Genomic DNA, 20,698 nt, shown 5'->3' on the forward strand with positions numbered 1-20,698 from the left:
AATTCTGGAAGCGCGACCAACCAAGCATTCCAGGAGCCCCGGATGAACTTGCATAAACATGCCCGTCTTACCCCTCGAGGTCGAGCCCTTCTCGTGCAGCGCATGCTCAATGGGTTACGTGTCGAGGATGCAGCACAAGCCGCAGGAGTCAGTGTCCGCACCGCCTACAAGTGGCTCAGGCGCTTTCGTGAGGAGGGCGAGGCCGGTCTGATGGATCGTTCGTCACGTCCGCACTCTTGCCCGCATGAGACGGCAGTCGACCTGATCGAACAATTGATTCAACTACGCCAATCTCGCCATACCTACCGACAGATCGCCCAGGTACTCGGCATGGCCGTCAGTACCGTTGCGCGCCGTCTCAAACAAGCTGGCTTTCATCGGTTGGCCGAGTTAGAGCCCGCCCCTGTAGTGGTGCGTTACGAATACCCCAACGCCGGCGATCTCCTGCATCTGGACATCAAGAAACTTGGCCGATTCTGGAGGCCAGGACACCGAGTTACGGGGAGTCGCCTGCAGGGCTCCGATGGTGCCGGCTGGGAGTTCGCTCATGTGGCCATCGACGACGCCTCTCGACTGGCCTTCACCAGCCTGCACCCGGATGAGCGCGGCAGTAGCGCCTGTCGGGCCTTGCTGCAGGCGTTGCGTTACTACCGTGGGTTGGGCATCCGCTTCAAACGCGTCATGACAGACAATGGTGCCTGCTACCGCTCTCATACGTTTCGGCGCTTATGCGCTCGGCTAGGGCTGAAACACATCCGCACCAAACCCTATACACCGCGCACGAACGGCAAGGCCGAACGCTTCATCCAGACCAGCCTACGTGAGTGGGCCTATGCACGCAGCTATGACAGCTCCGAACAACGAGCCAGGCACTTGCCTGCCTGGCTGCACCACTACAACTGGCATAGACCGCATGCCAGCCTCCATTACAAACCACCCATCAGTCGGGCTCCATTGCCACTGAACAACGTACTGGGTTTACACAACTAGGCGTCCCCGCCCGTCCCCACAGGTAAAGCAGCGATGTCCGCTTGGTAGCTCAGGCCAAGGCGCTCTGCGCCTGCTCCGACTGCGCTCGGCATGCAACAGCGGACGCAGAGCGTCCTCGGCGGCATTCCCACGCAGAGCGTGAGGAACGATCAGTTGGGTGGCTGCTTCGTCGGTGTCAGCGGTCGTAAGTCTCCCACCTGTGGGAGCGGGCCATGCCCGCGAAAAAAATCACGGGCATGGCCCGTTCCCACAGGTAAAGCAGCGATGTCCGCTTGGGAGCTCAGGCCAAGGCGCTCTGCGCCTGCTCCGACCGCGCGCGGCATGCAACAGCGGACGCGGAGCGCCCTCGGCGGCATTCCCACGCAGAGCGTGAGGAACGATCAGTTGGGTGGCCGCTCTTGCCATCGGCTCACAGGATACAGGCTCCCGGAAACCCAAAGATCGCCAACAGGCTCTCTATGAGCGCCCCAGGGCCTGCCGCGTTGAATCGACAACAGCCCCTAGCTACAAGGCGAACGGCAAGGGTTCGCGGCTGATCACCTGCACCCGCTGTGCGGGCACCTGGGCGTGCCAGCGCACCACCCCCTGGGCCTGTACCTGGAACTGGCTGGCGATCCGCCGGCCATCCTGCTCGAACTCGAGCTGCAGGATGAAATCACCGCTGTTGAGCAGCAGCCCTTCACTCAAGCGCTCGAACGTCGGGTCGTCCACCGCGCCCAGGGCCTCGCGCAAGGCCGCCACATCGCGGTAGCCGTTGGCCGGCCGGCCGGTGATGATGCGCGCCAGCAGCGAGCGCGCGAACTCACCCTCGTAGAGCGCATCGAGCAGGGGCAGCTGCTCCAGGCTCAGGGCATTGGCATTCAGGCGCCAGCCCGATGTCTGCGGCAGTGCACAGAGCTGCGGATAACGCAGCTGCCGGCCGCCCTGCGGGGTGAGCAGCAGGTTCAGCTCGCTCATGTCCACCATCGGCTGGTTGGCCGCCAGCCGAGGTGGCGTCTGGCGCAGGTACTGATCGCTTTCGGCGCCGTGCAGGCGGCTTTGGCCGTCGCTGTCGATCCAGTCGGCCAGGGCATGCACCAGTTGCTCGGCGGCCAGGTCATCACCGAGCAGGTACTGCAGCTGACGCTCGGCCCGTTCGGCTTCCTGGCCGGCCAGTGCATTGACGTTGAAGCAGCTGTGCAGATCACGAATGCGCAGGGTCGCCGCGCCGCCGGCGAAGGCGTAGCGCAACGGCTGGCCACGCAGGGCTTGCCAGAACAGCGGGCTCTGCCGCCAGGCAGGATCGCGCAACGCCTGCTCGGCGAACGCCAGGCCGGCGACCTCCAGGGCCCGCGCCTGGATGCGCTGCTGCTGCAGGCGCACCGCGTCGACCTGCTGCCGACCCTGCTGCACCATCCACGCCAGCCCAGCGGCAAGCATGGCCAGGGCCACCAACACCATCAATAACGCGGCACCGCGTTGCTGCCTGCAACCCATCGCTCACCCCTCGAAGCAGAGAGCCGACAGTCAACAGGCTGAATGTTGCAGAGAGGTGGCAATCGCCCTTTTTCGTCATCGCCGCGTCACCGTAGCGTCACAAAGCCCAGGCAGATTAGCCCTTCAATTTCATGGCGTTGGAGAGTTTTCATGGGTGGCATCGGTATCTGGCAACTGGTCATCGTGCTGTTGATCGTGTTCCTGTTGTTCGGCAGCAAACGCCTCAAGACCCTGGGTGGCGATCTGGGTGAAACCATCCAGGGCTTCCGCAAATCCATGGCCAGCAACAGCGAAGCCGACGAGCCGCCGGCCCAGGTGCAGCAGCAGGCGCCGCTGAGCGAAACCGCCCAGCCAGCTCGCGCCCACACGGACCGGCCAGCCTGATGTTCGAAGTAGGCTTCACCGAGCTGCTGCTGATAAGTGTGGTGGCGTTGCTGGTGCTCGGCCCGGAACGCCTGCCGGTGGCGGCCCGCACCCTGGGTCGCGGCCTTGGCCAGGCAAAACGGGCAATGGCCATGCTGCGCGACCAGGTGGAACGGGAGCTCGATGCCCAGGCCGTGAGCAAGGAACTGGATGCCCTGCCGTTGCGGCAACTGGAGCAGGAGCTGCGTAGCGGAATCAATCTGCAGCCGCAGCCTCAGCCTCAGCAGGCTGCGGCCAAAACCGAGGGCAGCGTATGAGCCGCATGCCGTTGACCGCCCACCTGGGCGAACTGCGCAAGCGGCTGCTGCGCTGCCTGCTGGCGATTGTGCTGGCCTTCCTGGGCCTGTTTCCCTTCGCGCAGACCCTCTACACGCTGATCTCCGAACCGCTGCGCCGCTACCTGCCCGAAGGCGCGAGCATGATCGCCACCAGCGTGACCTCGCCGTTCCTGGCACCGTTCAAGCTGACGCTGATGGTCGCCATATTCCTGTGCATGCCGATACTGCTGCATCAGGCGTGGGGCTTCGTGGCACCGGGGCTGTATCGCCGCGAGCGGCGCATCGCGGTACCGCTGCTGGTCTCCAGCATCCTGCTGTTCTACGCCGGCATGGCCTTCGCGTTCTTCGCGGTGTTCCCGATGATGTTCGGCTTCTTCGCCAGCGTCACGCCCGATGGCGTGGAGATGATGACCGATATCGCCCTGTACCTGGATTTCATCCTCGCCCTGTTCCTGGCGTTCGGGCTGGCCTTCGAGATTCCGGTGGCCACCTTCATCATCGTCTGGGCTGGGCTTACCGATGTCGCCACGCTGCGGCGTAGCCGGCCTTACGTGATCGTCGGCTGCTTCGTGGTCGGCATGCTGCTGACCCCGCCGGACGTGTTCTCGCAAACCATGCTGGCGGTGCCGATGTGGCTGCTGTTCGAAGTCGGCCTGCTGGCCTGCGGCAGCATCCAGCGCCGCCAGCAGCAAGGCGAGCAGGAGCTGGCCGTCAGCGAGTGAGGGCTGGGGTGCGTTGCCGTTTCACGCACCGGCGCGATGGCCCTGTCGATAGCCTGCTGGCAGCCAGCAGGCTGGGTCAGAATTGCAGATCGGACAGGCGCCACACTTCGAAGGCGGGCACTTCGTAGGGATGGGCTTTGCGCATTGCCTTGACGGCGTTGTGGATCAGCTCGTCAGCGACCACCAGCTCGACCTTCCACTCGGCAACCGTGGCCAGCTCGCCGCTTTTGCCAATGAACGGCGTGCTGCCTTCCAGCGGGCGGAACTGGCCGCGCCCCTGGGTTTGCCAGCAGCAGTGTTCGTAGCCGGCAGCACGCCCGGCGCCTTCCGCGAATACGACGGCTTTCACGCTTTCCAGGTGGCTCTCTGGAACGTAGAAACACAGCTTGTACATCAACTACTCCACTGCAAGTCGCTGAAAACAATGTGCTAATCATGCCACAGCATAATGGCACATTGCCTAGCGAGATTCGTGATACAGCCAACACTGCTGAAATATTCAGACTCATCTAGCCTGCCGCCGTTTCGCCGCGCCCTGTGCTGCGCGAGTCGCCGGCCACTCCCTGCAGACTAGCCGCTGCCATGCAAAAACCCAGGCGCTACGTCTCAAAACCGACGACCTGAACCAGCGCCGAATCGACACCCAGATAAAAAAACGCCAGGCAATGCCTGGCGTTTTTGATGCGGCGGGAGGTATCGGTCAGTCGACCCATACCCGCGCATTGCGGAACATGCGCATCCAGCCGCCGTCTTCCTGCCACTCGTCCGGGCGCCAGGAGTTCTGCACGGCGCGGAACACCCGCTCCGGGTGCGGCATCATGATGGTCACCCGGCCGTCGCGGCTGGTCAGGCCGGTAATCCCGCGGGGCGAGCCGTTGGGGTTGGCCGGGTAGGCTTCGGTGACCTTGCCGTGGTTGTCGATGAAACGCAGCGCCACGGTGCCGGACAGGTCGGCTTCGAGCAGTGCCTCTTCGCTTTCGAACTCGGCATGGCCTTCACCGTGAGCGATGGCGATCGGCATGCGCGAACCGGCCATGCCACGCAGGAAGATCGACGCCGACTCCTGCACCTGGACCATGGCCACCCGCGCTTCGAACTGCTCGGAGCGGTTGCGCACGAAGTGCGGCCAGAACTCGGTGCCCGGAATCAGCTCGTGCAGGTTGGAAAGCATCTGGCAACCGTTGCACACGCCAAGGGTGAAGCTGTCCTTGCGCTCGAAGAAGCCCTGGAAGGCATCGCGGGCACGGGCGTTGAACAGCGCCGACTTGGCCCAGCCCTCACCGGCGCCGAGCACGTCACCGTAGGAGAAGCCGCCACAGGCGACCAGGCCCTTGAAGTCGTTGAGGTCGACGCGGCCGGCGAGGATGTCGCTCATGTGTACGTCCAGCGCGGCGAAGCCGGCGCGGTCGAAGGCCGCGGCCATTTCCACCTGGCCGTTGACGCCCTGCTCACGCAGCACGGCGATCTGCGGGCGCACACCCTTCTTGATGTACGGCGCGGCAATGTTGTCGTTGACGTCGAAGCCCAGCTTGATCGACAGGCCCGGGTTGTCCTCTTCCAGCAGCGCGTCGAACTCCTGATCCGCGCAGTCGGCGTTGTCACGCAGACGCTGGATGCGGTGGCTGGTTTCCGCCCACTGACGCTGCAGCAGCCGACGCTGGCCAGTGAACACCGGCTGATCGTCGAAGCTGATCGCCACGTCGCCGTTGTTGACCGGCTTGCCGATCACCGCCACGCAGTCGTCCAGGCCAGCGGCGCTGAACTGGGCGAGCACGTCCGGGGTGGCGTCCTGGCGAACCTGAATCACCGCACCCAGCTCTTCGTTGAACAGGAAGGCCGCGAGTTCTTCACGGCTCTCGACCAGGCCGTCGAGCTGCAGGCTGAGGCCGCAATGCCCGGCGAAGGCCATTTCCAGCACGCTGACCAGCAGGCCACCGTCGGAGCGGTCGTGGTAGGCCAGCAGGTGACCATCGGCGTTGAGGCCCTGGATCACCGCGAAGAAGGCCTTGAGGTCTTCGGCGTCATCGACGTCCGGCGCCTGCTTGCCGAGCTTGCTGTACACCTGGGCGAGGATCGAGGCGCCCATGCGGTTCTGGCCACGGCCCAGATCGATCAGGATCAGATCGGTCTCGCCCTTGTCCATGCGCAGCTCGGGGGTCAGGGTCTTGCGCACGTCGGCGACCGGGGCGAAACCGGTGACGATCAGCGACAGCGGCGAGGTGACGCTCTTATCACCGCCCTCTTCGCTCCACTTGGTCTTCATCGACATCGAGTCCTTGCCCACCGGAATGGTCAGGCCCAGCTCGGGGCACAGTTCCATGCCGACGGCCTTGACGGTGTCGTACAGGCGCGCGTCTTCACCCGGGTGACCGGCGGCGGACATCCAGTTGGCCGACAGCTTGATGTCGGAGAGTTTTTCGATGTGCGACGCGGCGATGTTGGTGATGGTTTCACCAATCGCCATACGCCCGGAGGCCGGTGCGTCGAGCAGGGCCAGCGGCGTGCGCTCGCCCATCGCCATGGCTTCACCGGTGTACACGTCGAAGCTGGTGGCGGTCACGGCGACATCGGCCACCGGCACCTGCCATGGGCCGACCATCTGGTCACGAGCCACCAGGCCAGTGATGGTACGGTCGCCGATGGTGATCAAAAAGCTCTTGCTGGCCACGGCCGGGTGGCGCAGCACGCGCTCGGCGGCTTCGCGGATGTCCAGGGTGCTGGGGTCGAAGTCGTCGCCCAGTTCGGCTTCACGGGTGACCGAACGGTGCATGCGTGGCGGCTTGCCGAGCAGCACTTCGAGCGGCATGTCCACCGGGGTGTTGCCGAAATGGCTGTCGGTGACGGTCAGGTGCGGCTCTTCGGTGGCTTCACCCACCACCGCGAACGGGCAACGCTCACGCTCGCAGATGGCCTGGAAACGCTCGAAGTCCTTGGCGCTGACGGCCAGTACGTAACGCTCCTGGGACTCGTTGCTCCAGATCTCGTGCGGGGCCATGCCCGGCTCGTCGTTGGGCACGTTGCGCAGTTCGAAACGGCCGCCGCGGCCGCCATCGTTGACCAGTTCCGGGAAGGCGTTGGAGATACCGCCAGCGCCCACGTCGTGGATGAAGGCGATGGGGTTCTGGTCGCCCAGCTGCCAGCAACGGTCGATGACCTCCTGGCAGCGGCGTTCCATTTCCGGGTTCTCGCGCTGCACCGAGGCGAAATCCAGGTCCGCCGAGCTGGCACCGGTGGCCACCGACGACGCGGCGCCGCCGCCCAGGCCGATCAGCATGGCCGGGCCGCCGAGCACGATCAGCTTGGCGCCAACGGTGATCTCGGCCTTCTGTACGTGGTCTTCACGGATGTTGCCCATGCCACCGGCGAGCATGATCGGCTTGTGGTAGCCGCGCACTTCGTCGCCGTGGGGGGTGCTGATCGACTGCTCGAAGGTACGGAAGTAGCCGGTCAGCGCCGGACGGCCGAATTCGTTGTTGAACGCGGCACCGCCCAGGGGGCCTTCGATCATGATGTCCAGCGGCGTGACGATCCGCTCGGGCTTGCCGTAGGCCTGTTCCCACGGCTGTTCGAAGCCGGGGATGTTCAGGTTGGAAACGGTGAAACCGGTCAGGCCGGCCTTCGGCTTGGCGCCACGGCCGGTGGCGCCTTCGTCGCGAATCTCGCCGCCGGAGCCGGTGGAGGCACCGGAGAACGGCGAAATGGCCGTCGGGTGGTTATGGGTTTCCACCTTCATGAGGATGTGCACCGGCTCCTGCACCGCACCGTACTGGCGGGTTTCAGGATTGGGGAAGAAGCGCCCGGCGGTGTGGCCGACGATCACCGAGGCGTTGTCCTTGTAGGCGGACAGCACGTTCTCGCTGTGCATCTGGTAGGTGTTCTTGATCATGCCGAACAGCGACTTGTCCTGGCTCTCGCCGTCGATGTCCCAGCTGGCATTGAAGATCTTGTGGCGGCAATGCTCGGAGTTGGCCTGGGCGAACATCATCAGTTCGATGTCGTGCGGGTTGCGTGCAAGACCCTGGAAGGCATTGACCAGGTAATCGATTTCGTCTTCGGCCAGGGCCAGGCCCAGCTCGACGTTGGCCTTTTCCAGCGCGGCGCGCCCGCCACCGAGGATGTCCACGGCGGTCAGCGGCTTGGGCTCGGCATGGCTGAACAGCTTGGCAGCGTCCTGCAGGTTGCTCAGCACCAGCTGGGTCATGCGGTCATGCAAGAGCGCGGCAACCTGCTGCACCTCGGCGTCGCTCAGCTCGCCGGAGACGTAGTAGGCAATGCCCCGCTCCAAGCGGCGAATCTTTTCCAGACCGCAGTTGCGGGCGATGTCGCTGGCCTTGCTCGACCACGGCGAGATGGTGCCGAAACGCGGGATGGTCAGCAGCAGGCGACCGCTGGGTTCCTGCACCGGCACGCTGGGGCCGTACTTGAGCAGACGGGCCAGTACCTGCTCTTCGTCGGCACTCAGCGCACCGTCGACATCGGCAAAGTGGGCGAACTCGGCGTACAGGCCGGTCACAGCAGGCACTTTACTGGTCAGTTGCTCGAGCAATTTACCGTGGCGAAAAGCGGAAAGGGCGGGAGCGCCGCGCAGGATCAGCATCAGGGGACAGCCTCTGGGAAGGGGGTGTGCTTTGAGGGCGCATATTCTAGCCTAAAGCGACGAGCGCGGCACGCCCGCTCATGCCCTGGCTCGCCAGCCCGCGAGCCTCTGGTAAAGCGCTTTCGCCTAGCAGAGCGCGGGCGTGCTGTCCAGATATGGCACGGCACGACGTTGGCGTATACTGCGCCGATGCCCTCTCCTTACCTGATTGGCAAGCGCTACGCCGGCTGGCTGTCGGCGATCGGATTACTCCTGATGCTCAGCGGCTGCGCGGAACCTCCGAGCAGCCTGGAGCGGATCAAGGAGGAAGGCGTGCTGCGCGTGATAACCCGCAACAGCCCGGCCACCTACTTCCAGGATCGCAACGGCGAAACCGGCTTCGAATACGAGCTGGTCAAGCGCTTCGCCGACGATCTGGACGTCAAGCTGGAAATCCAGACCGCCGACAACCTCGACGATCTTTTCGACCGCCTCGGCAAGCCGGGTGGCCCGGTACTGGCCGCCGCCGGCCTGGTCGAGAGCGAAGGCCGCCAGCAGAGCGCACGCTTCTCCATTCCCTATCTGGAAGTTACCCCGCAGATCGTTTACCGCAACGGCCAGCGACGCCCCAGCCGCCCGGCGGACCTGATCGGCAAGCGCATCCTGGTGCTCAAGGGCAGCAGCCATGCCGAGCAACTCGCCGCGCTGAAGATCGAAGAGCCGGAGCTGCAATATGAAGAGTCGGCCGACGTCGAGGTGGTCGACCTGCTGCGCATGGTCGACGAAGGCGAGATCGACCTGACCCTGGTCGACTCCAACGAGCTGGCCATGAACCAGGTGTACTTCCCCAACGTGCGGGTCGGCTTCGACCTCGGCGACTCGCGCAATCTCGGCTGGGCCGTGGCGCCCGGCGAGGACACCAGCCTGCTCGAGCAGGTCGACGGTTTCCTGCGCCGCTCCCAGGACAACGGCAGCCTGCAGCGCCTCAAGGAGCGCTATTACGGCCACGTCGACGTACTGGGTTACGTAGGCGCCTACACCTTTGCCCAGCACCTGCAGCAGCGCCTGCCGCGTTACGAGAAACACTTTCGCAAGGCCGCCCAGGAACACGGCCTGGACTGGCGCATGCTCGCCGCGGTGGGCTACCAGGAATCGCTGTGGCAACCGGGCGCCACCTCCAAGACCGGCGTGCGCGGCCTGATGATGCTGACCCTGCGCACCGCCCAGGCGATGGGGGTATCCGACCGCCTCAACCCGCAGCAGAGCATCCAGGGCGGCGCCAAGTACCTGGTGCACGTCAAGGAGCAGTTGCCGGACAGCATCCAGGAGCCGGATCGCACCTGGTTCGCCCTCGCCTCCTACAACGTCGGTGGCGGCCACCTGGAAGACGCCCGCAAGCTCACCGAAGCCGAGGGGCTGGACCCCAACAAATGGCTCGACGTGCAGAAGATCCTGCCGCGCCTGTCGCAAAAGCAGTGGTACAGCAAGACCCGTTACGGCTATGCCCGCGGTGGCGAGCCGGTGCACTTCGTGCGCAACATCCGCCGCTACTACGACATCCTCACCTGGGTGACCCAGCCGCAGCTGGAAGGCAGCCAGGTCGCCGAAAGCGGCCTGCACGTGCCAGGCGTCGCCAAGGATCATCCTGAGCAGCAGGAAAAGGCGCCGCTCTAAGCGCCTGTTCATACTCTTTCAGCCCAGGTTCGTCGACGTTGCGACTCCGATCGAGTGTTTTACTCAGCACGTTGCGTCGACCGGTTGAACCCGCCGGCGAGAGCGGACATTTGTAGGGTGGACGACGCTTCATCCGTCCACCGCTCCGTGATCGCAACGGTGGATGAAAAGAGCGTCATCCACCCTACGTAGCGAGCGACCGCTTCTGCCTTGTAGTTGCCTCTTCATGCGCATACAAGACTTTGAACAGGCTCTAAGAGCCCACGCTTTCACCCTGCCACCTACTATCGAACGCTCTTGATCACCTCGATAAACGCCCGCAGCGCAGCCGATACGGGGCGGTGGCTCGGGTAATAGAGGCGCAACCCGCCCACCAGCGGCGACCAGTCCTCCAGCACGGCGACCAGCTTGCCCTCCTCCAGCCAGCGTTGCGCCGCCATGTCCGGCACATAGGCGATACCCATGCCGGCCACGGCCGCTTCGATCATCAGCTGCGTATGGTTGAGGGTCATGCTGCCCGGCACGTCCACAGCGACCTCCTGCCCACGCTGGGCGAACTCCCAGCGGTACAGCTTGCCGCTGGGCAGGCGCTGGCGGATGCAGCGATGGCCGCGTAAGTCCTCTGGCGTGACGGGGTGCCCGGCACTGGCCAGGTACTCGGGCGACGCCACGGCGAGAAAGCGAAAATCCTCGCTCAGGGCCACCGCGATCATGTCCTGGGGCACCGCCTCGGCGAGCCGAAGGCCGGCATCGAAGCCTTCGCGCACCACATCTACCAGGTGACCATCGCTGACCAGATCCAGGGAAACCTGCGGGTAACGCTGCAGAAAGGCCGGCACCACGCGCTTGAGCAATACGCGCATGGCCTCCTCGCCACCGTTGATGCGCAGGGTGCCGGTGGGATGACCACCCTCCTCGCTCAACGCGTCGATAGCCTGGTCGAGCCCCTGCAGCACCGGCGCCAGGCGCTGCAGGAAATGCTCACCGGCCTCGGTCGGCGCCACGCTGCGCGTGGTGCGGTGCAGCAGGCGCACACCCAGCTGACGCTCCAGCGCGGCAATCGCGTGGCTGAGTGCGGAGCGGGAAATCCCCAGCTCATCGGCGGCTTTTCTAAAGCTGCGGTGCTGCGCCACCGCCATCAGGGCAGTGAGATCGCCTAGCGTCGGCCTGCTCATTGTTCACTCCCATTCACCAGCTCATGCAGATTAAAGCCGATTATCACAACAAATAACCTGATTAGAGTGCACCTTCACGCAATCACCAAGGAGCACAGCATGAGCAAGACCTGGCTTATCACCGGCGCGTCATCCGGGCTCGGCAAGATCATGACCACCCAGCTGCTACAGCGCGGTGATCGGGTGATCGCCACCGCACGGCGTGAGCAAGCCCTGCAGGATCTGTCGAACGCGCATAGAGACCGGCTGCAGGTGCTCGCGCTGGACCTCACCGACACCGTGCAGATCGGCCGCGTGATCGAGCATGCCTTCGAGCGCTTCGGCCGTATCGACGTGATCGTCAGCAACGCCGGCTATGGCCTGTTCGGGCCTGCTGAGCAGGTAAGCGACGAGCAGATCGATCGGCTGCTGGCCACCAACCTGACCGGCTCGATCCAGCTGATCCGCCACAGCCTGCCCCACCTGCGCGCCCAGGGCGGCGGGCGCATCGTCCAGGTGTCGTCCGAGGGCGGGCAGATCGCCTACCCCGGCTTCAGCCTCTACCACGCCAGCAAATGGGGGATCGAAGGCTTCGTCGAAGCCGTGGCCCAGGAGGTCGCGCCCTTCGGCATCGATTTCATCCTCGCCGAGCCCGGTCCGACTCGCACCAACTTCGCTGCGGCCCTCGATCTGGCAATTCCTTCCGGCGTTTACCAGGACACACCGGCCGGCCAGGTTCACGCGATGATCGCCAGCGGCGAATTCAAGATCCGCGGTGATGCGGTGAACACGGTCGAGGCGATCATTCGAGCAGCTGATTCAGCCAGCCCGCCCTTGCGCCTGGCCCTGGGCAGCACCGCCTACGAAAACATCCATCGCGCCCTGACCGGGCGCCTGGAAGCGCTCGAAGCGCAGCGTGCCGTGGCCTTCTCGGCCGACAGCCAGGAGCACTGACATGAACCAGCATCCATTGATCCGCATGGCCGCAGCCACTGCATTGCTACTGTGCGCCGCGAGCAGCCTGGCAGCCGAGGCACCGAACAAGGTCGCCGGCACCTGGAACCTGATCGCCGCCACGGTGGAGAGCAATGGCGTGAAGTCCTACCCCTACGGCCCCGAGCCTCGCGGCCGGCTGGTCTTCACCCCGGATCTGTACTTCGTGGAGTTTTTGCACGACCCACGCATCCCGCGCTTTCAGTCCAACCAACGGGGCGGCGGCACCGACGCGGAAAACCGCGCGGTGATGGCAGGCAGCCTGGCGCTGTATGGGCGCTACACCGTCGATGAGCAAGGCAACTTCAGTGGCAACAGGGTGGAAGGCTCATCCTTCCCGAACTGGACCGGCGACGTGCGCACCACCCGGGAATTGCGCATGGAGGTCCGGGGCGAGCGCATGATCGAAAGCTTCCAGCGCCCTGGCGGTGCCAAGGTCAGGCTGGTGTTCGAGCGCGCCGATTAGGCGCTCCGGCAACTGGCAGCGCAGCATGAACAGGCTGTATGGACTACTGACGCCGCGCCTTGAAAAACGCCTTCAACACCTCGCCACACGCCTCGGCCAGCACCCCGCCCTCGACCAGCACACGGTGGTTGAGAAACGCCTGATCGAAAAACTGGCCGCGGCTTACCGCCATGCCGGCACGGGGTTCGCTGGCGCCGAATACCACGCGCTGCACCCGCGAATGGACGATCAGCCCGGCGCACATGGCGCAGGGTTCCAGGGTCACGTACAGGGTGCTACCGGGCAGGCGGTAGTTGGCGATAGCGTGCGCGGCGGCGCGGATGGCGACCATCTCGGCGTGGGCGCTGGGGTCCGAGGTGGAGATCGGGCAGTTGAAACCGCGGCCGATCACTTCGCCCTCCTGCACCAGCACGGCGCCGACCGGTACTTCACCGCGCAGAGCGCCTTCGGCGGCCAGCGCCAGCGCTTCGCGCATGAAACGCTCGTCGTGGCTACGGTCGATGATCAGCGGGGCTCTCAAATCAAGGTTCTCAAATCAGGGTACTCACGTCAGGCGATCTCGATGGCGGCCATCAGGCCGGTTTCCATATGGTCGATGACGTGGCAGTGGAACATCCACACACCGGGGTTATCGGCCACCAAGGCGATGCGCGCGGTCTCGTTCTTGCCGAGCAGGAAGGTGTCGGTGTAGTACGGCTCGATCTTGCGGCGGTTGGAATCCAGCACCTTGAAGATCAGCCCGTGCAGGTGAATGGGGTGCTGGTACTGGGCCATGTTGCGCAGCACGAAGATGTAGTGGCCGTCCTTTTTCAGCTTGGCGATGGGCCGGTCGGCGCAGGTCTTGTCGTTGATGTCCCAGGCCTGGCCGTTGATCTGCCAGTACTTGTAGCGGCCGGCGGCCTCATCGGCAGGCGATGCCAGGGAGGCGGCCCATTCGAAGTTGAAACGCAGGGTTTCGGCTTGCGCCAGGTCGGGCTCGGCCACCGGGTTGGGCGGCAGCGCCGGCGGCCACTCGGCGGCAGGCTCGCTGCTGGCGACAGGCTTGATGGTGGCCAGGCGCAGCGGCCCGTTACGCAGCGACAGCGCTTGACTGCCAACCGCCGGCACCTTGAGCGCCAGGTCGATACGCATGCCCGGGCCCAGCCAGTATTCCTTGCCCAGGGGGCGCGGCTGGATCGGGTTGCCGTCCAGGGCATAGATGCGCGCTTCGCCCTTGGGCAGGTTGAGCCGGTAGGTGATGGTGCTGTCGACGTTGATCAGGCGCAGGCGCACCACCTGACCGGCGGGCAGCTCAAGGCTCGGTAGCGACACACCGTTGATGGTCGACAAGCGTCCACGGGTGCCCTCACGGGCGGCTTCGCGGGGCACGCTGAAGGCGGTGAAGGCGCCCTCTTCGTCCACGTGCCAGCTCTTCAGGCACAGCGTGCGCTCGTGCCGGAAACCGGTCGGTTCGCGTTCCTCGATGATCAGCGGGCCGACCAGGCCACGGCCCAGCTGCCTGGCACTGGACTCGTGGGGGTGATACCAGTAGCTGCCGGCATCCGGGGTGACGAAGCGGTAATCGAAGAACTCACCCGGCAATACCGGCGCCTGGGACACGTAGGGCACGCCGTCCATTTCCAGCGGCAGGCGGATGCCGTGCCAGTGGATGGTGGTGGGCTCGGGCAGGTGGTTGATGAAGCGCACGCGCAGCTCGTCGCCCTGGCGGCAACGCAGCTCGACACCGGGCGCCTGGCCGCCGAACGTCCAGGCGGGCGTGACATGGCCGGGCACCAGCTCGATGTCGTGGGGCGCGGCGATCAGCTCGTAGTCGTGGGTCTTGCGGTCGAACGGCCGGCCCAGCCAGTAACGCGCGCCGCCAGCGCCAAGGCCAACGACGCCAAGGCCGATCAAGCCGCCCAACACCTGTCTACGGGTGAAACTCATGAAACCTGCTCCTGAAGCGATACTGCGGTGACGCTAATCAGGTGATACCGATGCGCCTCTGCGGGCGCTGGAGAGCTGCGCACGATACACCCTGGGGGCTGGGCCGTTAAGGGCTGCCGCCTAACTCCGGCGATAGGCGCGGGTGGTCAACAAATAAACCGGCAGGCCCGAGACCAGCACGATCAGCGCGGCATAGGGCGCAGCGCCGGCGTATTCCAGGTTACCGGTGTGCGACCAGACCTTGGTGGCCAGGGTCTCCAGGCCGGTCGGGCCGAGAATCAGCGTGGCCGTCAGCTCCTTCATGCAGTCGAGGAACACCAGCACGAAGCCGGCGCCAATGGCCGGCGAGATGATCGGCAAGGTCACCCGCACGAAGGTGGCAATCGGCGTATGCCCCAGGGTGCGCGCGGCCTCTTCCAGTTGCGGCGAGGCCTTCTCCAGCGCCACGCGGATCGGCCCCTGGGCCATCGGCATGAACAGCAACGCGTAGGCCACCAACAGCAGAATGCTGGTCTGGTAAAGCGCCGGCACATAGCCGAGGGCGAAGAACACCAGCGACAGGGCAATCACCAGACCCGGCAAGGCGTGCAGCAGGTACGGCAGGCGATCGGCCAGGGTGGCCATGCGCCCGTAGTACCGCACCACCACCAGGCACACCGGCAAGGCCAGCAGACAGCTGAGCAAGGCGCCGCCGAACGAATACCTCAGCGATGACCACAGCGTGCCGAGGATCTCCATCAGCGGGAAACTGGCCGAGCTGCCTTCGGTGATCCAGAAGCCCAGCATCACCAGCGGCACGCCACAGCCGATGGCCACCAGCGCCAGCAACAGCAACTGGGCCGGCACACTCCAGCGGCCCAGGCGCACCCGCGCGGCACGGCGTGCCGCACCCTGGCCGGTGCGCGCAAAACCGCGCCCGCGCAGGCGGAACTCGCCCCACAACAGCAGCATGCACAGCCCCAGCAGCAAGGCGGACAGCATCGCCGCGTTGCTGCCGCTGAACTCCAGCTCGAACTGCTGGTAGATGGCCGTGGTGAAGGTCTGGTAGCGCATGATCGAGGGTGCGCCGAACTCGACCAGCATATGCACCGCCACCAGCAAACTGGTGGCCATCAGCACCGGGCGCAGCAGCGGCAGCGTGACCCGCCAGAACACCTCACGGCGACTGCAGCCGAGCATGCGTGCCGACTCTTCCAGGGCCGGGTCGAGGTTGCGCAGCACCGCCACCACCGGCAGGTAGATCAGCGGGTACTTGGACAGGATCATCACCAGCACCGTGCCGCCCAACCCCTCGAACAGCGGGCTGATCGACACCCAGGTGAAGCCGCTGACGAACGAGGGAATGGCGAACGGCAGGCACAGCAGCACGTTCCAGTGGTTGCGCCAGCGCAGGTCGCTGCGCTCCACCAGCCAGGCCAGGGCCAGGCCGAGCAGCGCACAGCCCAGGGTCACCAGCACCATCAACTTCAGGGTGTTGGCCAGCAGGCCGAACACGAACGGCCGCCACAGCAGCGCGAAGGCTTCGTGCGGGCCGACCTGGGCGGCGCGCACCACCACGAAGAACAGCGGCAACGCGGCGAGCAGCAGCAAGGCCAGGATCGGCAGCTGCAGCCAGATCGGTGGCGCCTTGCGCCGCCGCGTGCTGACGGTAACCGTCGGCAGCGGCAGTTCCGGGGTGACCGCCTGAGGCTGCATGGTCAGTTCATACCCACTTCACGTTGCAACTCCAGGGCATCCTCGGCCAGGCCGATCTGCGCCGCGGTGATGGCCGGCGGCTTGAGCTGGTCATAGGGTTTGAGCAGCGGATCGGCCGCCACCTTGGGGTTGACCGGGTATTCGGCGGACTGGGTGAGCACGGCCTTCTGGCCCTCCTCGCTGATCATGAAGGCGAGAAACTGCTGGGCTTCTTTCGGGTGCTTGCTGGCCTTGACCACGGCCGCACCGGAGACGCTCGACAGGCCACCGGCATCGCCGTCGGCGAAATAATGCAGTTTGGATTTCAGCTCGCCCTTTTCCTTCTTCAGCGCCGTCCAGTAGTAACTGTTGACCAGCGCGGCACCGACCTCGCCGTTCTCCACCGCCTTCATGGCGATCACGTTGTTGGTGTAGGTGCTACCGAAGGCCTTGAGGCCGGTCAGCCATTCCTCGGCGGCTTCGCGGCCGTTGAGGCGAATCACCGCGGCGGTCTGGCCGAGGAACTCGCCACTGCTGGGCACGAAGGCGATCTTGCCCGCCCACTCCGGGTCGGCCACTTCCAGCACGCTTTTCGGCAACTCGGCCTCGCTGACCAGGTCCGGGTTGTAGGCCAGCACGCGCACGCGCGAGGTGATGCCGATCCAGTTGCCGTTGTCATCGGAGAACTTGGCGTCGATCTGCTTGAGCGTGGCGTCATCGACCTTGGCCAGCAGGCCCTGGCTGCCGAGCTTGATCAGCGGCGGCGCTTCTTCGGTGTAGACGATGTCGGCCGGCGAGCGCTCGCCCTCTTCGGCGATCTGGTTGGCCAGCTGGCCACCACCGCCCTTGCGAATCAGCACCTTGATGCCGGTCTTCTTCTCGAAGGCTGCTGCCACGGCCTTGCCGGTGGCCTCGTGCTGGCCGTTGTAGAGGGTCAGGGTCACCGGATCCTCGGCATGGGCCAGGTTGCCGAGCAGCAGGCCGCAGGACAGAACGCTGGCGGCGATCACGCGCGCCAATCCGGTTACTGGATGTGCCGACATCAATCACTTCCTCTGAAACAAAAAGTTACCAGCGATTATACGGGCCAACTGCAGCTGATTCTCAAGTAATCCATGCAACAGCCGGCCGAGCCGACCGAATCATCTGCCTCTCGACAACCTACCAAAAGTAAGTTACCAATAGTAGGTCAATCCCACACAGGTAACCGTCATGCATGCCCTGATCGTCGTTGCACACCCGGACAAGCACTCCCTGACCCACGCGATCGCGACCGGTATCGCCGCTGGTCTTGCCGGCACGGACTCCAGCCACTCGAGCGAAATCGCCGATCTGGCCGCCGAAGGGTTCGACCCACGCTTCAACCAGGCGGACATCGCCCTGTTCCAGCAAAAGGCATCAGCACCGGCAGACGTCGCCGCCGAACACGCCCGGCTCGAACGGGCCGACGCGCTGGTGCTGGTCTACCCGATTTACTGGTGGTCCTTCCCCGCCCTGCTCAAGGGCTGGATCGACCGCGTGTTCACCAACGGCTGGGCCTATGCGGAAGCCGACAACGGCAAGGTGGTGAAAAAGCTGCAGCGCCTGCAGGTTCACCTGGTAGCGGTTGGCGGTGCCGACGCGGGCACCTTCACGCGCCACGGCTATGACCAGGCGATGCAGACGCAGATCGACCATGGCATCTTCGATTACTGTGGCGCAAAGGTCGCGACCTCGCGGTTTCTGCTGGCCTCCGATCCGGGCTTCCCGGAGGCGCATCTGGAGACGGCGCAAGCGATTGGCCGTAAGCTGTTCGCCGCGCAACCTTGAACAGCCCGGAGTATCGATGAGTCCGCAACCTCCTGTATCGCCACGTCGCCGCCTGCCCCGCGAGGAGCGCACGCGCCAGCTTCTGGAAGTGGCCTGGCAACTGATCGGCGATGAGGGCACCGATGCCCTGACGCTGGGCAAGCTGGCAGAAGCGGCGGGCGTGACCAAGCCGGTGGTGTATGACCACTTCGGCACCCGCAACGGGCTGTTGGCGGCGCTCTATGAGGATTACGACGAACGCCAGACTCGGATCTTCGACGCTGCCATCGACGCCGCTGCCGCGACCTTGCAAGACAAGAGCCGCGTCATCGCCGCCAGCTACGTCAATTGCGTGCTGACCCAGGGGCGAGAAATCTCCGACGTGGTCGCAGCCCTCACCGGTTCGCCGGAACTGGCCGCCGTGAAGAAGCAGTACCAGCATGCCTTCATCGAAAAATGCGCCGCCATCCTGGCGCCCTTCTGCTCTGGCAAAGGCATCTCGACGGCTAGCCTGTGGGCCATGCTCGGCGCCGCTGACGCGCTGTCGGACGCTGCCGTGGCCGGCGATATCAGCGAAGAACAGGCGCAGGACGAACTGCAATCGATCATTCTCGGCATGGTCGAGCGAAGCCGATAAGGTGACCCCGGTTCGCCTCAGGCCCATCGAGGCTTGCTGCGGCATTCCTCTGTGCGGGGCGGCTTTGAACTGCCCTTCCGGCGCGGTGCCAGGCCAAGGCAACGGCGCGAATCGATCAACCAGCCGCGCCTTTGCTGCTTGGCGGTGCCGTCCAGGCGCAGCGCCAGAGCCGCGTCAAACCGCTCGGGCTCTGCGCCACCCTGGCTGAATTAATCGTCGCTCGGCTGCAGTTCGCGCAGCTCGCCGCCCTCCTGCTGCAGGCGCTGCAGAAAGCGCGAGCGATCCAGCAACTGGTAGGGGAAGTACAGGCCGGGCTTGCTCGGCGCCTCGCCGTCCAGCCCCAGCAGACGCTCGAGCAGCATTGCCACGCACAGGCCAGTCAGCAACGCGGCGCCCCTTGGGTGCACGACGGCATGCCGGGTGCGCAGCGGCTTGCCCTGCAGGTCTTCGCCGGCCAGCTCGATGAGGATCTCCGTCGACATTGGCCCACCCTGGCGCCGTGTGGAGCTGACATCGATGGCCAGATTGAATTGCACGTTCGGCGCGCCGGTTGCCGCGGCAAGACCGACCACATCGATGGACGAGAACCCCGTGGCCTCGATTGGCGTGCCGTCCACGGCGCGAAAGTGGGCTTTTGCCTGGTCGCCTTCGCGCCATACATAAACGCCCTCACGGCGCGTCAAGGCGGCGGGCAGCATTCGGTTCAGGTGTTCGAAGTCGCTGGCGACTGTCGGCCCGCCGGTATCCTGCTCGTCGACCAGGGCGCTGAGACGAATCTCATCGACGCGCCGAAATGCCTCGGCGACATGCAGCGTCGAGGCCGTCGTCGCGCCCACCAGCCACTCGTAGCCAAGCACCATGGGCGCGGCGTCGGGAGCATGCATGTAGGTTGCGATTTCCGGGGCGATCTCGAACACCCCGGAGGAAATGCTCAGGTGCGGCACGCCGCGTTTCTGGGCGAAGCGCAGGCCGGCCAGGGCATGGTCCATATAGAAGACCACCACCGCACTGACCGGCTGCGCGCCGAGGCCGAGGTCTTCGGCAGCAGGGTCGATCACCACCGCCTGCGCGTTACCGATTCGCTCGGCAGCTTGCTGGGCCTTGGCCAGATCGCGACCGCCGATCACCAGGGCGACGTCGGGATACTGGGCACGCAGCGCCGCAGCCGTGTGGCTACCGATGGCTCCAGAGCCACCCATCAACAGAATAGGAGCAATAGACATGGTGTACGTTCTCCGGTTACTGACTCAACCTACCTTTAGTAGGAACCTGTAACCGAGCCTAGCGCCTTTAACCTACCATTGGTAGGTATATGTTCCCGAACCCGACCAAGGGCAACAAAGCAAGCACTCTGCCAGCACCCAGAGCGCCGAAGCCAATTGCTGAAAACCGCGCGACAGGTGATAGGCCATGCGGCGCCGACCATCCTGGTCGCTTGCTAAAAACGCACGGCGGCGGTCTCCTGTACAAGCACCCTGGATCCCACGGAGAGACCGGCGAATGATCGACTTCAACAACAAGGGCTTTTTCAAACTCAAGCAGAACGACGAATACGCCCAGCGCGTCAGCGACCTGCTGCTTGAAAACGAACAGGTCATCGACTCCTACAAATCCATGCGTGACGGCGTGGTATTCACCACCAAGCGCATCATCGCGGTGAACGTGCAGGGCCTGACCGGCAGCAAGAAGGACTTCACCTCCCTGCCCTACAAGAACATCGTCGCCTATTCGATCGAAACCTCCGGCACCTTCGACCTGGACTCGGAGCTGGAAATCTATTTCTCCTCACTCGGCAAAGTGAAATTCGAATTCACCGGCAAGACGGCGATGGTGGAGATTTCCAAGCTGATCTCGGCCCATGTCTTCGGCTGACCTGGGGAGATCAAGGTGGCGCGTGCAACCTTGCTACGGCTGCGTTGCT

The 20,698-nt window shown here is 64.8% G+C and carries 19 protein-coding genes; 10 read left to right on the forward strand and 9 right to left on the reverse strand.

Annotation, left to right across the window (positions count from 1 at the left end; all coding sequences use genetic code 11):
* Positions 1 to 42: 42 nt before the first annotated feature.
* Positions 43 to 990 carry an IS481 family transposase gene (locus tag QYS36_RS01830; protein ID WP_308838006.1) on the forward strand — a complete coding sequence of 316 codons (948 nt, stop codon included), beginning with the start codon at positions 43 to 45 and terminating at the stop codon, positions 988 to 990.
* A gap of 504 nt (positions 991 to 1,494) precedes the next feature.
* Here the strand turns inward: QYS36_RS01830 and gspK are convergent.
* Positions 1,495 to 2,466, reverse strand: a complete 972-nt coding sequence (gene gspK, locus QYS36_RS01835; RefSeq protein ID WP_308837875.1) for a type II secretion system minor pseudopilin GspK — start codon at positions 2,464 to 2,466, stop codon at positions 1,495 to 1,497.
* A 150-nt stretch (positions 2,467 to 2,616) separates the two neighbouring features.
* Between gspK and tatA the strand changes: the two genes are divergently transcribed.
* Genes tatA through tatC form a run of 3 tightly spaced genes read left to right on the forward strand, consistent with a single transcriptional unit; the run spans position 2,617 to position 3,889 of the window.
* Positions 2,617 to 2,850, forward strand: a complete 234-nt coding sequence (gene tatA / locus QYS36_RS01840) for a twin-arginine translocase TatA/TatE family subunit (RefSeq protein ID WP_308837876.1) — start codon at positions 2,617 to 2,619, stop codon at positions 2,848 to 2,850.
* The gene (tatB, locus tag QYS36_RS01845; RefSeq protein ID WP_308837877.1) at positions 2,850 to 3,146 is read left to right on the forward strand and encodes a Sec-independent protein translocase protein TatB; all 297 of its coding nucleotides are present in this window, start codon (positions 2,850 to 2,852) and stop codon (positions 3,144 to 3,146) included. The genes tatA and tatB overlap by 1 nt, the downstream gene beginning before the upstream one ends.
* Entirely contained in the window at positions 3,143 to 3,889 is a 747-nt protein-coding gene (gene tatC, locus QYS36_RS01850) for a twin-arginine translocase subunit TatC (RefSeq protein WP_308837878.1), read from the forward strand. The genes tatB and tatC overlap by 4 nt, the downstream gene beginning before the upstream one ends.
* A 76-nt stretch (positions 3,890 to 3,965) precedes the next feature.
* Here tatC and QYS36_RS01855 read toward each other — a convergent pair whose 3' ends face one another.
* Together QYS36_RS01855 and purL are read right to left on the reverse strand one after the other, a co-directional pair.
* Positions 3,966 to 4,283, reverse strand: a complete 318-nt coding sequence (locus QYS36_RS01855; protein WP_308837879.1) for a YqfO family protein — start codon at positions 4,281 to 4,283, stop codon at positions 3,966 to 3,968.
* 306 nt (positions 4,284 to 4,589) lie between these two features.
* Entirely contained in the window at positions 4,590 to 8,486 is a 3,897-nt protein-coding gene (gene purL, locus QYS36_RS01860) for a phosphoribosylformylglycinamidine synthase (RefSeq protein ID WP_308837880.1), read from the reverse strand.
* A 189-nt stretch (positions 8,487 to 8,675) separates the two neighbouring features.
* Between purL and mltF the strand changes: the two genes are divergently transcribed.
* Complete coding sequence (gene mltF, locus QYS36_RS01865) at positions 8,676 to 10,139, forward strand: membrane-bound lytic murein transglycosylase MltF (protein ID WP_308837881.1); 1,464 nt, start codon at positions 8,676 to 8,678, stop codon at positions 10,137 to 10,139.
* Positions 10,140 to 10,423: 284 nt separating this feature from the next.
* Here mltF and QYS36_RS01870 read toward each other — a convergent pair whose 3' ends face one another.
* A complete protein-coding gene (locus tag QYS36_RS01870; RefSeq protein ID WP_308837882.1) occupies positions 10,424 to 11,314 on the reverse strand; it encodes a LysR family transcriptional regulator in 891 nt (296 codons plus the stop codon).
* A gap of 99 nt (positions 11,315 to 11,413) precedes the next feature.
* On the opposite strand from QYS36_RS01870, the gene QYS36_RS01875 reads away from it, so the two are divergent.
* Both QYS36_RS01875 and QYS36_RS01880 read left to right on the forward strand, forming a co-directional pair.
* On the forward strand, positions 11,414 to 12,247 hold the full coding sequence (locus tag QYS36_RS01875) for an SDR family oxidoreductase (RefSeq protein ID WP_308837883.1): 834 nt from the start codon (positions 11,414 to 11,416) through the stop codon (positions 12,245 to 12,247).
* A 1-nt stretch (position 12,248) separates the two neighbouring features.
* Positions 12,249 to 12,752: a lipocalin-like domain-containing protein gene (locus QYS36_RS01880; protein WP_308837884.1), complete on the forward strand. Its 504-nt coding sequence runs from the start codon at positions 12,249 to 12,251 to the stop codon at positions 12,750 to 12,752.
* Between the two features lie 43 nt (positions 12,753 to 12,795).
* Here QYS36_RS01880 and tadA read toward each other — a convergent pair whose 3' ends face one another.
* The 4 genes from tadA to QYS36_RS01900 form a co-directional block, all read right to left on the reverse strand.
* Entirely contained in the window at positions 12,796 to 13,272 is a 477-nt protein-coding gene (gene tadA / locus QYS36_RS01885; protein WP_308837885.1) for a tRNA adenosine(34) deaminase TadA, read from the reverse strand.
* A 29-nt stretch (positions 13,273 to 13,301) separates the two neighbouring features.
* On the reverse strand, positions 13,302 to 14,678 hold the full coding sequence (locus tag QYS36_RS01890; protein WP_308837886.1) for a multicopper oxidase family protein: 1,377 nt from the start codon (positions 14,676 to 14,678) through the stop codon (positions 13,302 to 13,304).
* 120 nt (positions 14,679 to 14,798) lie between these two features.
* Entirely contained in the window at positions 14,799 to 16,373 is a 1,575-nt protein-coding gene (locus tag QYS36_RS01895; RefSeq protein WP_308837887.1) for an iron ABC transporter permease, read from the reverse strand.
* A 2-nt stretch (positions 16,374 to 16,375) separates the two neighbouring features.
* A complete protein-coding gene (locus tag QYS36_RS01900; RefSeq protein ID WP_308837888.1) occupies positions 16,376 to 17,395 on the reverse strand; it encodes an extracellular solute-binding protein in 1,020 nt (339 codons plus the stop codon).
* Positions 17,396 to 17,564: 169 nt separating this feature from the next.
* Between QYS36_RS01900 and QYS36_RS01905 the strand changes: the two genes are divergently transcribed.
* Together QYS36_RS01905 and QYS36_RS01910 are read left to right on the forward strand one after the other, a co-directional pair.
* Positions 17,565 to 18,161, forward strand: a complete 597-nt coding sequence (locus QYS36_RS01905; protein ID WP_308837889.1) for an NAD(P)H-dependent oxidoreductase — start codon at positions 17,565 to 17,567, stop codon at positions 18,159 to 18,161.
* A gap of 16 nt (positions 18,162 to 18,177) precedes the next feature.
* Entirely contained in the window at positions 18,178 to 18,777 is a 600-nt protein-coding gene (locus QYS36_RS01910; protein ID WP_308837890.1) for a TetR/AcrR family transcriptional regulator, read from the forward strand.
* A 209-nt stretch (positions 18,778 to 18,986) separates the two neighbouring features.
* Here QYS36_RS01910 and QYS36_RS01915 read toward each other — a convergent pair whose 3' ends face one another.
* Positions 18,987 to 20,000: an NAD(P)-dependent oxidoreductase gene (locus QYS36_RS01915; RefSeq protein ID WP_308837891.1), complete on the reverse strand. Its 1,014-nt coding sequence runs from the start codon at positions 19,998 to 20,000 to the stop codon at positions 18,987 to 18,989.
* A gap of 277 nt (positions 20,001 to 20,277) precedes the next feature.
* Between QYS36_RS01915 and QYS36_RS01920 the strand changes: the two genes are divergently transcribed.
* Positions 20,278 to 20,649 carry a PH domain-containing protein gene (locus tag QYS36_RS01920; RefSeq protein WP_308837892.1) on the forward strand — a complete coding sequence of 124 codons (372 nt, stop codon included), beginning with the start codon at positions 20,278 to 20,280 and terminating at the stop codon, positions 20,647 to 20,649.
* The last annotated feature ends 49 nt before the right edge of the window (positions 20,650 to 20,698 follow it).

The organism is Pseudomonas sp. G34 (assembly GCF_031119625.1).
Classification (GTDB): Bacteria; Pseudomonadota; Gammaproteobacteria; order Pseudomonadales; family Pseudomonadaceae; genus Aquipseudomonas.